Below are 12,020 nucleotides of genomic sequence, written 5' to 3'. Positions count from 1 at the left end.
AATCGCAGGCTGTCACCGATCCAAACTGTGGGAGCGGGCTTGCTCGCGATGACGGCGGCACGTCCAACATCAAGGCAGACTGACCCACCGCTATCGCGAGCAAGCTTTGCTCCCACAGGGGATTTTTTGTTGGCCGGGAAATCGCGGGCTGGCACCGATCCAAACTGTGGGAGCAAAGCTTGCTCGCGATGACGGCGGCACGTCCAACATCAAGGCAGACTGACCCACCGCTATCGCGAGCAAGCTTTGCTCCCACAGGGGATTTTTTGTTGGCCGGGAAATCGCAGGCTGGCACCGATTCAAGCTGTGGGAGCAAAGCTTGCTCGCGATGACGGCGGCACATCCAACATCAAGGCAGACTGACCCACCGCTATCGCGAGCAAGCTTTGCTCCCACAGGGGATTTTTTGTTGGCCGGGAAATCGCGGGCTGGCACCGATTCAAGCTGTGGGAGCAAAGCTTGCTCGCGATGACGGCGGCACATCCAACAACAAGGCCGACTGACACGCCGATATCGCGAGCAAGCTTTGCTCCCACAGGGGATTTTTTGTTGGCCGGGAAATCGCGGGCTGGCACCGATTCAAGCTGTGGGAGCAAAGCTTGCTCGCGATGACGGCTTTACATTCAACATCGAGTCAGGCTGACCCACTTCTCCCACAGAGAAAAGCTTTCAGTGAGTGGCCGGTCGTTGTCCGATGGAGTTGAGGACCGGGTTGCCGTCCTTGTTCCGGGTCAGGTAGACCGGCAGCACTTTGGGCAGCGAAGGCACCAGGTTCTGCACTTCGCTGATGTTGTAGACACCACCGATACGCAGGCCCCCGGTGCTGTTGTCGGCCAACATGACGGGCCGGTCGAGGTAGCGGTTGATCAGCGGCAGTGCATCGCTCAGGGCAAGGTTATCCAGCACCAGCTTGCCGTTGCGCCACGCCAGCGAACTGTCATTGGCGTCTGTCTCACGAACTTGCGGTTGTTGGTCGCCCGCCTTGTAGCTGGCCTGCATGCCCGGGGAAAGCGGCAGGCCGTCACGGGTGAGTGCCTGGTTGCTGGTCACCCTCACCGAACCCTCCAGTAGTGTGATCCGTACCTGGTCCTGGTACATCCATACGTTGAAGCGTGTACCGGTCACACGCACCTGGCCTTGGCCGGCCCGAACCACAAACGGGTGCTGTTTGTCATGGCTGACGTCAAAAAATGCCTCACCCTTTTTCAGCGTCACCCGGCGTTCGTTTTTGTAGTTGGCAAATACCAGCTCACTGCCCAGGTTGAGTTCGACCTGGCTGCCGTCACCCAGGGTGATATGGCGTACGCTGGCGCCGGCTTCGAAGCGCTGGTAGGAATTGGCAACCCAGCCCAGGTTCCAACCGGTGTAAGCGGCCAGGGGCATGCCCACGACTAACACCGCAGCGGCGACCGCCAACCGGCTCCAGCGCGACTGGGTGCGGCGTGCTGGAGCAGTCGGCGTTGACTCGACACGCGGCAGATGATCGGCAACAGCCCAGATCTCCAGCATGGCTTCGTATTCGAAAGCATGCAGGGGATCGGCATCGTGCCATTGCTTGAACGCCTGCCGTTCGGCATCGGTGCAATCGGCGGCATGCAAGCGCATGCACCAATGGGCAGCGGCATCGGTAATGGCGTCGTATTCGGCTTCCGAGAGGGGATGTTCGGTCATTGACTCTTCCTGGTTTGCCGCATTCTAACCTTCGGCATGAGCTGCCGAGAACAACCGTCATGGCGTTTACGCATCAATGAGCCTGTTTTTTTACTCAAACACTCGTTGTCGCCTACCGTCGCATACAGGGCGTGAAAAAAAGATCAACCACCCAAACCCTTCACGGCGCGGCAATTTGCCGTGATGGAGTGGGGTCGAGTTGGCGTCCCAATTCACAAATCAAGAGTGTGAGCGAGTCGGCGTTGCGAAGTATGACGTCGATGCGCTTGTCCGGCAAAATCGGATCGAGAAAATCATCGCGAGCTTTATCCATGGTTCTGGCGCCGGTTATCTTCAGGATTTCCCGGGTGGTTTGCCTGTATCCAGGCAACAGCTCCAGCTTTTTGTAGGTGTTATCCGTGCTGTCCCATTGCGTGAACAGTTTTGACTTTGGCGTGGTCAATGAAAGTCCGTTGAGTTGCAGCTCCCTTTGCTTGTCGTATTGCAACTTTGCGGCGTAAGTCGCTGTTGAAATCAAATCGAGAAATGGTAGTGCGGCGTCCAGGTAGATGATGTCGAACGTATTGAACAACTGATGGGAAATTTCGTGGATGAAGGTCGCTCCCTGGGCATGCGCATCGACATTGAAGATGTCGGGTACGACGGCCTTGTACCAATCCAGGCCCAGGTCGAAAAAAAACTGCGTGATATAGATTCGTCCCGCGGCTGCCGGCTCGAGTACGAAGGCGGTTGCTCGATCTTCCAGGTACTTGAGGTTGCCGATCACGATGCGGTCGGCATTCTGTAGTGCCCAGGATGGATCGGCCAATGCCTGGCATATGGGCGAAATCGCCGCCTCAATTTTGCTGATAAGACGGGCGTCGACGCTGTTGACCCCAAAAAACAATCTCAGGAAATGATCCAGCCGAGAGCCCACAAGTGGTTGTCGCTTGAATTGCTCAAAGTTGTGAAGGGCGTTGAATGAGTAGAATCTCGCGGTCTCCAGTGCCTGCACGATTGCATTGGCCCGGTGCGGATATTTCCTGCGTATCTCGGCCATGCCCCGTGCTTCAATGTTCAATGAACCTTTGGCCTTTAAGTCGCTATAGGTGATGGCCAGCTTCGACCCGGCCTTGCCGAATCGAATGGTTTGGCGTTGCGGGTCGATTTCCCATGTCCGGCCGTCCGGGGACTTTTTCAATAAAGGCCCTTCACCGTGTTCGTGAATGACTCGCCAGGTCTGGCCGGCTTTTGCCACTTGATAGACCTTGCCGGCGAGTGGGATAAAAGACTTGCCATTCGCCGCAACCTTATAGATCCCGTCGCTCAGGCTAAGTTGAAGATTCGAGAGGCTGACGTCCGAGGCTTCGAAGACCTGGAGGTCGGTGCGCATCGGAGCCGTGCAAGCGATGTCCTTCCAGTTTGTCGCGGGTGTAGCGCTTCCAGAAACCGCTTCGATAGGGTCGAGAAGACCGAATGTATCCTCGCGGTTCAAGAAGCCAAGCGAGACCATCTCCGCGGCGCCTGCGATAAAATTGTGCAGGCCTGTTTTCCAGTCATGCTGTTGCAAGGCTTCGGCTGAGCCCTTGAAGTCCTGATAACTCTCCCAGAGCGTTTCCAGGAAAGTCAGTTTGGCCGGTAACTGTCTTCCCAACATCCTGACCCCGGAGCTGAACAGATGCAGCACCGTTGCCCAATCAGACTGACGATGGTCCTGGTTTTGCGCGGTCAACATATCTGCCAGCAATGTCGCGTTGTCGTCATACAGCGTATGCAGAATATTTGTATTGATGGGGCTGAAGCCCAGAGTCATTTCCGATTGTTTTCCGCGCGTGGCTGCGAAGAGATTTTTGAACGTGGCTTGCTGGTCCTGGGGAAGCCGACGAATCAACAAATCCTGGAGCGCGCCGGGTGTATTGAATGCCGCGACGATGCTCGCTTCATCCTTGAACTCCTGTAACAGCTCGCCGTCATGGTAGGGCGAATACAGGACGTGAGGGCTGGTTGCATCGGTAGCCGAACTGAACAGGTAAAGCCCCAATGCCTTGATCGCGGCACCGCCTTCGGTTTTGATCAGCTCCAAAGGGCGGAAGAATGCGCTGACGCCCTCGACCGCTTGACGAGCGATGGCGTCCGGCATGTCCATGACTTGCCGGAACAGGTCGAATGCCATAGGGGAAAGGTGTTGCTGTAGATACCGTGCGTGAGCGTACTGCAACAATTGCCACGGCAACTGTTGTCGAAAGCGCCGCTTTCTCGGCTGGTCATCCACAATACTGTTGGAAAGTGCTTGGGTTACATGGTTTTTATAGGTGGTCGGGATATCCAGCGACGACAACATTTGCCGTACGGCGGTCTCGTTCAAACCATCGGGCAACGGCTGCGTGGATGTTGATGAAACCTTGAAACCTTTTTCGGTCACCTCGATGTGATTCAACGCAAAGTCGGTCAGCGAGCTGGCCGGTCCCACGATCGCGAGGTTGGGCGTGATCTGGATCGTTTCGGGGTTCAGGTTTCTCCGAGGAAAGCGCGTATCCAATAGCGTTTGCAGTTTTTTATGCACATAGGTGCGCAGGGGCTCGATACCGTCCAGGTAATCCTTGCCATCGGACACGCTGTTTTTATATTGCTCAAGCACTTCGATGTGCAGGCGTTTTTCTTCAAGGGACGCAGTGCCAAGCCAGGCAGGGAGTTTCTGTTGCCGTTCATTTGCCTGAGCGATAGCGGTAGCGCGTTTCAGATTGGTGGGCGCGCCTTTGTTCAGGAGCGCCTGAAGACTGTTGACCAATGCCGATCCGGTCAGTTGCCAATCACCGGCTTCTAATGTGCTCAGATAGCCATACTCGGCCTCAAAGTATTTGATAAACGAACTCATCCGATTGATCAGTACGTTGTCTTCGATCAATTCATAGGCCTGGAGTTGGTAGCGCCTATGGGGCAGGCGTTGAGTGACCGTTAAATTTTCAAGCAATGCAAAGCGTCTTTGGGAATCGAGCAGATCTTGATTCAATTGCCGGGTGGCCACCTCGACGGAAGGAAAAGCCCGCAAGCCATCGGCAGGTGTCCAAAGGATCGCCATGCCTGAGTGGGGAGTATCCAGCCCTCCACGCTCGGTTAATAAAAAACAATTGGCGAGCGGCAGCAGGACCGTTCGGCCTTTTTCGCCACAGGCGAGCGTCAACGAATAGACATCCGGCCGAAAGCCCCTGACCGTTTTGCGTTGCGAGCGGTCCGGGTAGTCTGGGTCGTAGACGAAAACTGTTCTGATCAGATTATTCGCAATCGACGGCAGACTCGAACCAAGCTCCCTGAGTTCGGCCTCGGCGCGGATACCCAAAGAAAAAACATTGGTCAGCTCAGCCAGTAGCGGCCTCAGTCCGTTGTGCAGCGAAGCGTTGGAGGACGTTGGTAACTGACTAAAGAGACCGTCGAAAGCCGCTTCCACATCGGTATAGCTCTTGCCCCTTTTTTCCAGTTGATCGGCCATGAAATTGGATGGGCGCAGGTCCCCATGAAACGCGGGACGAGTTCCCCAATGTCCGGCGGTTGGCTGCGCCAAGAGTCGTTTGTTGATGAAAGCGCGTATATCCAGCGCCTTGTCAATGAGCGAGTGGATGTCGACATCGGCCTGGCGAGACATCTCCAATGCGTAATGGAAGTTATTCTTCTGCTTTTCAATTATCGCGCTTGCCAGGGTTTCGGCGACCGGTAAGTCCAGTGACTTGCCCGAAAGCTGCGGCTCATCGAAGCGCTGGAAGCGGTTACGCTCTTCCAGGCTCAAGAGGCTATAGATTTTCTCTTTTTCTACAGTGCTTGCGGATTGACCGTACAACCTGTCCTTGAAGCCCGAATAGTTGGTGATCTTTTGAACGCCGTCGAGGGGCGTATAAAGATAATGCCCCTTGGCGCTGATCATCATGGAGCCGGCAAGCTCCACGTAGTTCGGTTCATACTCCCAGAGTCGAATCGTTTCGATGAACAGCAGTGTTTCGTCTCGGCGAGAGGGACGGAATAACCGAAACAGCTCACGACTCTGCTCATCCGTCAGTTGTCCTTTCTCCCGTTCGATCAGGATGGACGCCGATAACCCATCGTGAATGACGCGAGATAGAAGTTTGCGTCGTGATATATAGAAAGAGGCGGCTCTTCCCTCCCAAAAGGCATCGATGCAGCTGATCAGCGTTGGAATCAGTGTGGTGGCAGTGTCCCTTATGAAGCTTTCCCATTGCCGCGCGGTGTAGGAAGATGCAGGTGTACCCGGATGAGTCAGATCGATGTCATGCCCGGCACGCCACCCCTGTTGATGGAAGTAGTCCAGGACTGCATCGCTCAGCGGGATGCTTTCAGTCACCGGGATTGCCTTTGGATCTTGCGGGTGAATCTCCTTGGTGAACGCCACGCGGATCTGTCGATGATCCAGGTCCGGCAGCGCCTCGTTCAATACCTGGTCAAGCATCGATCTTAACGAGGGCAATTTGATCAGTTCATTCACCATGACCAGGGCATTGAGGCTCTGGGCGTGCTCGATGGATTCGAGCTGGGTCTTGAAAACATCCTCTTCGATGAGTTGCCGGGCCTGCCTGATGTCGGTGGTGCTGTTCAGTTCACTGCGTTGGGAAATCGACAAGAGACGAAACAGGTCGTCGCGTTGCGCAGTGTCCCGGCGCATCCGGTCAATCTTTTCTTCGAGGGACGCCTGGTTGTCGAATTTTTCGATGCCACCACTCGGCGTGTAGAGGAACACCGGGTGGGTGCTGGTTTCGCTGCTGTTAGACGAGGTGCTGAGGACAAAGCAGCCGGCCAGTGCAATGGGCGGTTTTTCATCGGCTTGCAACAGAATGGTTTCGGCGAACATCGGGGGTGTCTGCGCTGCGCGCTGGGTGTGGCCGGGCAGGGCGATGTGCTGCAGCCAGTCGAGGTCGGCCTGTGTCAGGCCGTGGGTGGCGGTCAATTCGTCCAGGCGACGGGCGCGCAATACCTCGGGAAATAAAAGTGGCGTGGTTTCAGTGAGCATCGTGGCTTCTCGATCAGGGCGCCTCAAAACGGCGCGAACGTGGAGGAAGCCGCCAGACTAGGCAACGATGAATGAGCAAAGGTGGTACATAGTTACCGCACGCTGGTTTTTGACCTGCCAGGCAGGGCAGATGCCGTGGACAAGGATTGACAGTGCGCGCCTGAAACGGTGTTTAATCACCCGGCGGGTCCTTTACGCTGTTGCTACCTCCAACAATCATTCTGGAGCTTCAGATGTCTGCGCCATCCGATCATGCCGCTTCTTGCACCTTGTCTTTTGATGCTCTGGTGAGCTTGCTGGAGAAAATTTTCCTGCGTCATGGCACGTCGACCGAAGTCGCTCGGTGCCTGGCTGAAAACTGCGCCGGGGCCGAGCGCGATGGCGCCCACAGCCATGGGGTGTTTCGCATTCCCGGTTACGTCTCGACGCTCGACAGCGGTTGGGTCAACGGCAAGGCCGTGCCGGTGGTCGAGGACGTCGCGTCAGGGTTTGTCGCCGTGGACGCCAGCAACGGGTTTGCCCAGCCCGCCCTGGCCGCAGCGCGTCCATTGCTGGTGGCGAAGGCCCGCAGCGCCGGTATTGCCGTCCTGGCCATTCGCAATTCCCACCACTTTGCCGCCCTCTGGCCGGATGTCGAGCCGTTTGCCTATGAAGGCCTGGTGGCGTTGAGTGTGGTCAACAGCATGACGTGTGTGGTGCCCCATGGCGCGGACCGTCCATTGTTCGGCACCAATCCCATTGCCTTCGCCGCACCACGGGCTGACGGTGAGCCGATTGTCTTCGACCTCGCCACCAGCGCCATTGCCCACGGCGACGTACAGATTGCTGCACGCAAGGGCGAGTTGTTGCCGCCAGGAATGGGCGTGGACAGCCTCGGCCAGCCGACCCGCGACCCCAAGGCGATTCTCGAAGGTGGAGCGCTCTTGCCTTTTGGCGGGCACAAGGGTTCGGCGTTGTCGATGATGGTCGAATTGCTGGCGGCAGCCCTGACGGGCGGCAATTTTTCCTTCGAGTTCGACTGGCATAACCATCCGGGCGCCAAGACCCCGTGGACCGGTCAGTTGTTGATCGTGATCGACCCAAGCAAGACCGCCGGGCAAAACTTCGCCGAGCGCAGCCAGGAACTGGTCAGGCAGATGCATGGCGTCGGGTTGCGGCGCTTGCCGGGAGACCGTCGCCATCGCGAGCGCAGCAAATCCAATGAGCACGGGATTACCTTGGACGAGCAGACCTTGGCGCAGTTGCGCGAGTTGGCGGGGATTTGAACAACCCGCTGTGGCGGCCAGCCTGGCTGCCACTGCCTTGCCGTGACACGCTGCGCCAAGCCTTCTACTATGACGGCTTCTTTTCTGTGGAATCGCCTGGATGAGTAAGCCCGGCCAAACGGTGCTGGTTGCGCTGCGCAAGATGATCGCCTCGGGTGAGTTGGCCGCTGGCGAGCGCTTGATGGAAATCCCCACGGCCGAGTTGTTCGGCGTTTCGCGCATGCCGGTGCGCATGGCGTTCCGCACCCTGGAGCAGGAAGGGTTGCTGGTGCGCTTCGGCGGGCGAGGTTTCCAGGTCCGTTCGGTCAGTGCCGAGCAGATCGCCGGGGCCGTGGAGGTGCGTGGCGTACTGGAGGGCCTGGCGGCACGGCAGACGGCCGAGCACGGTTTGTCTGAAGAGGCCCGCGCGATACTCGAGCAATGCCTGGTGCAGGGCGATGAACTGTTCGCCAAGGGCTATGTGACCGAGGACGACCTGGAGGTCTATCATGACCTCAACATGCGTTTTCATCAGGTGATCGTCGAAGGCAGCCACAACCCGGCGATTGCCGATGCCCTGGCCCGCAACGATCATCTGCCATTCGCCTCAGTCACCGCCCTGGCGGTGGATCGCCAGAACATGGCCGGCGAATTTCGCCGCTTCAACTATGCCCATATGCAACACCACTCGGTGTTCGACGCCCTGATCAACCGCCAGAGCGGCCGCGCCGAGGCAATCATGCGCGAGCATGCCAACGCGACCCTGCGTTACGCCGAAGTCTTCGGCTCGACGCTGGCTGACGAGCGAATGACGGTGATTCTTCGCTCGGAATGAACAGCCCCAGTTGTGAATGACTGCTGGATTCGTGAGCCCACCACAAATCCCCCTGTGGGAGCGGGCTTGCTCGCGAAAGCGGTGGGTCAGCTTGCATCAATGCTGGATGTTCCGACCTCTTCGCGAGCAAGCCCGCTCCCACAATATTTACCGAGTGGATGCTGGATTTGTGAACTCACCACAAATCCCCTGTGGGAGCGAGCTTGCTCGCGATAGCAGTGTGTCAGTCACCATCAATGCTGCTGAGCCGACGCCATCGCGAGCAAGCTCGCTCCCACAATGTCCTGTGTTAGAGGTCGAGTACCAGGATCGGTGTCTTGGACCTGGAACAACACGGCGTGAACTGGTCGTTGCAGGCCTGTTCAGCCTCGGTCAGAAACATGTCCCGATGCTCCGGCACACCTTCCAGCACACGGGTCAGGCAGGTGCCGCAGACACCTTGTTCGCACGAGATCGGGATCTCGACCCCATGGCGCTCCAGCGCCTGCACCACACTGCAGTCCGCTGGCACGTCGAACACTTGGCCGCTGCGGGCCAGCTTGACCGAAAAACTGCCATCGGCACGGGTGTCGGTAGGGGCGGCGGCAAAGTATTCGCGGTGCAGGCAGGTTTCCTGCCAGCCCTGGCTCTTGGCGGTGTCGAGGATGTGTTGCATGAACCCGCCAGGGCCGCAGACGTAGAGGTGCGCGTCGTCACTGGGCGCAGCCAACACCCTGGCGGTGTCCAGCAGGGTTTCAGGTTCTTCATCGAAATGCAGGAAGACCCGGTCGGCATAAGGAGACTGGCGCAGGCGCTCGACAAAGGCCGCTCGGTCCCGGGCGCGGGCGCAGTAATGCAGCTCGAACACCCCACCATTCTGGGCCAGGTGCTCGGCCATGCACAGGATCGGCGTAATGCCGATGCCGCCGGCAAACAGCAGGCTGCGCCGGGCTTGCGGGGCGAGAGCGAACAGGTTGCGCGGTTCGCTGATGTGCAAGCGCATACCTGGCTGGATCAGCTCATGCAGGCTGCTCGAACCACCGCGGGACGCCGGATCCTTGAGCACGCCGATGAGGTAGCGGTGCCGCTCCTCGGGATGGTTGCACAGCGAGTACTGGCGAATCAGCCCGCCAGGCAAGTGCACATCGATATGGGCGCCGGCGGTGAAGGCCGGCAACAGCTGGCCATCGACACGCGTCAATTCGTAGCTGCAGATATCGAGGGCTTCGTTGTGTCGCGCCGCGACCTGGACTTCGATCATGACCGTTGCTCCACCTGTTGCGGTTGATGGCTGCTGGCGATCAACCCGGCCTGTGCTTCCCGTTCCCGTGCGATCCAGCGCTCCAGCACCCGGCGGGACTGTACGCCGCCCGCGTCGATGTTGAGTTTGAGCAAATTGCGTTGCGGATGGTCCAGCAGGTTGCGCTGCTGGCGTTCGAGCATTTCCAGGTCTTCGCTGAAAATCTTGCCCTGGCCTTCGCGAATGGACGCGGTGAGGGCGTCATCCTGTGGTTGGAAGTGCCGGGCCATGCCCCAGAAGTACCAGATCGACGTCTCGGTTTCCGGCGTGATGAAATCCACCACGATGCTCGACGCCTTGAATTGCGGCGCGGCGTGATAACCGCCGTTGCCGGCATGGGCCACGCCGACTTCGATCAGCACATGGCTGGGCGGGGTGAAACGGCAGATCTGCCAGCGGTCCACCGGCACGTCGTCGGCCAGGTTGTTGCCGCGCAAGGCCATGCGCCAGAACGGCGGGGCCATGATGTTTTCCATGTGCCGGGCGGTGACCACTTCATCACCTTCGACCGTGGTTACCGGCGGCGCCTCGTCGATTTCCTTCTGGCCGATGCTCGAGGCGTGGACGTAGGTTTCGTGGGTCAGGTCCATCAGGTTGTCGATCATCAGGCGATAGTCGCACTGGATATGGAACAGGCCGCCACCGTAGGCCCACTCATCGTTTTCGGCCCATTCCAGGTGGTGGATCAGTGCCGGATCGGCCAGCGCCTGGTCACCGGGCCAGACCCAGATGAAGCCATACCGCTCCTGTACCGCAAAGGTCTTGTTGCAAGGGAAGCCTCGTACCCGTTGCCCCGGCATCTCGACGGTCTTGCCGTCGCCGCCCATCACCAAGCCGTGATAGCCGCACACCAGGTTGCCGTTTTCGACATAGCCCAAGGAGAGCGGGGCGCCGCGATGGGGGCAGAAGTCTTCCACCGCCGCGACCTTGCCTTCATGCCCCCGGTAAAAAACCATCTTCTCACCACAGATCTGACGACCCAGGGGCTTGTCGGCGATTTCATCGGGGGTGCAGGCAACGTACCAGGCATTTTTGGGGTACATGAGGGATCTCCAGGCGGATGTTGTTCTTGTCTGTGGATCCATTAACTCTCTTAACTAATTTATCTGTCAACATTTTGCTGTGTTTACGGACAATTGGTTGAGTGGTGGATCCATTGAGGTGAAATGGATGTTCGTGTCACCCGCGGTAGATCGCCGGCCCCCGGGCTTCAATGAACCGCTGGATGTGCGCTATGGTTCGCAGAAGGAAATATTCCTCGGCTTGCTGGGCGGCGCCTGATTGTCTCGCGGGCCTCCTGTGGCATAGCACGGAGTGATCCATGAAAAGCAAAGCGGTATTGACTGAGCAGGACGTTGCGCAATTGCTGGTGGCGGCCAAGGAGCTGGCTCACCAGCGTCAATGGGCAGTGTCGGTTTGTGTGGTGGACGACGGTGGTCATCCCCTGGGGTTGCTGCGCCTGGACGATGCCTCGCCGTTGTCAGCCTATATCGCCACCGAAAAAGCCCGCACGGCCGCCATGGGGCGGCGTGATAGCAAGGTTTTCGAAGACATGATCAATGGTGGTCGTTACGCGTTTCTCAGCGCTCCGCACCTGCAGGGGATGCTTGAAGGTGGGGTGAGCATTCGTCATGACGGACAGTGCATTGGTGCCATCGGGGTGTCAGGGGTCAAGGCTGAGCAGGATGCTGAATTGGCTCGTTTGGCGGTGGAGACGGTGTTGCCAGCGATCACTCCGGATGCCTGAGGTGGGATCGGCCGGTTTTGTTGACCGGGTACATATCCATTTTCGCGGTAACGGCTGCTTAGGGTTCCGCTCTTACAGCGGGTCACTTTTGGAAGAGCGCCAAAAGTAACCAAAAACGCTTTGCCCCACCACTCGGTGCCTCGCCTAGGCTCGGCATGCCCTCACTCCGGCATTGCTCCGTGGGCCCGCCGCGAAGGGCCATCCATGGCCCAGCGCGGCTATCCCGGCATCCATGCCGGGATGCCCACTGC

7 protein-coding genes are annotated in these 12,020 nt (G+C 58.3%); 3 read left to right on the top strand and 4 right to left on the bottom strand.

The window, feature by feature from the left end; all coding sequences use genetic code 11:
• Positions 1–669 precede the first annotated feature (669 nt).
• Positions 670–1,671, bottom strand: coding sequence for a FecR family protein (locus B0E42_RS22340; RefSeq protein WP_077507469.1), 1,002 nt, complete (start codon positions 1,669–1,671; stop codon positions 670–672).
• Positions 1,672–1,831: 160 nt separating this feature from the next.
• Positions 1,832–6,664, bottom strand: coding sequence for a dermonecrotic toxin domain-containing protein (locus B0E42_RS22335; protein WP_077507466.1), 4,833 nt, complete (start codon positions 6,662–6,664; stop codon positions 1,832–1,834).
• Positions 6,665–6,897: 233 nt separating this feature from the next.
• Between B0E42_RS22335 and B0E42_RS22330 the strand changes: the two genes are divergently transcribed.
• Together B0E42_RS22330 and B0E42_RS22325 are read left to right on the top strand one after the other, a co-directional pair.
• Entirely contained in the window at positions 6,898–7,929 is a 1,032-nt protein-coding gene (locus tag B0E42_RS22330) for an Ldh family oxidoreductase (RefSeq protein ID WP_077507464.1), read from the top strand.
• Positions 7,930–8,029: 100 nt separating this feature from the next.
• Positions 8,030–8,743 (top strand): GntR family transcriptional regulator, encoded by a 714-nt coding sequence (locus B0E42_RS22325; RefSeq protein WP_003202123.1) that lies wholly within the window; start codon positions 8,030–8,032, stop codon positions 8,741–8,743.
• 289 nt (positions 8,744–9,032) lie between these two features.
• Here B0E42_RS22325 and B0E42_RS22320 read toward each other — a convergent pair whose 3' ends face one another.
• The gene (locus B0E42_RS22320; RefSeq protein ID WP_077507462.1) at positions 9,033–9,983 is read right to left on the bottom strand and encodes a PDR/VanB family oxidoreductase; all 951 of its coding nucleotides are present in this window, start codon (positions 9,981–9,983) and stop codon (positions 9,033–9,035) included.
• Positions 9,980–11,065, bottom strand: a complete 1,086-nt coding sequence (locus B0E42_RS22315) for an aromatic ring-hydroxylating dioxygenase subunit alpha (RefSeq protein ID WP_053188603.1) — start codon at positions 11,063–11,065, stop codon at positions 9,980–9,982. The genes B0E42_RS22320 and B0E42_RS22315 overlap by 4 nt, the downstream gene beginning before the upstream one ends.
• Before the next feature lie 278 nt (positions 11,066–11,343).
• On the opposite strand from B0E42_RS22315, the gene B0E42_RS22310 reads away from it, so the two are divergent.
• Entirely contained in the window at positions 11,344–11,769 is a 426-nt protein-coding gene (locus B0E42_RS22310; RefSeq protein ID WP_018610403.1) for a heme-binding protein, read from the top strand.
• Positions 11,770–12,020: the final 251 nt, after the last annotated feature.

Origin of the sequence: Pseudomonas sp. A25(2017), assembly GCF_002001065.1 — a bacterium.
GTDB classification, from domain to species: Bacteria; Pseudomonadota; Gammaproteobacteria; order Pseudomonadales; family Pseudomonadaceae; genus Aquipseudomonas; species Aquipseudomonas kilonensis.
This window is presented reverse-complemented; position numbering and strand designations above follow the sequence as displayed.

Coding starts and splice junctions, on each gene's coding strand:
- B0E42_RS22340 (WP_077507469.1), bottom strand. CDS start 1,671: ATGACCGAACATCCCCTCTCGGAAGCCGAATACGACGCCATTACCGAT.
- B0E42_RS22335 (WP_077507466.1), bottom strand. CDS start 6,664: ATGCTCACTGAAACCACGCCACTTTTATTTCCCGAGGTATTGCGCGCC.
- B0E42_RS22330 (WP_077507464.1), top strand. CDS start 6,898: ATGTCTGCGCCATCCGATCATGCCGCTTCTTGCACCTTGTCTTTTGAT.
- B0E42_RS22325 (WP_003202123.1), top strand. CDS start 8,030: ATGAGTAAGCCCGGCCAAACGGTGCTGGTTGCGCTGCGCAAGATGATC.
- B0E42_RS22320 (WP_077507462.1), bottom strand. CDS start 9,983: ATGATCGAAGTCCAGGTCGCGGCGCGACACAACGAAGCCCTCGATATC.
- B0E42_RS22315 (WP_053188603.1), bottom strand. CDS start 11,065: ATGTACCCCAAAAATGCCTGGTACGTTGCCTGCACCCCCGATGAAATC.
- B0E42_RS22310 (WP_018610403.1), top strand. CDS start 11,344: ATGAAAAGCAAAGCGGTATTGACTGAGCAGGACGTTGCGCAATTGCTG.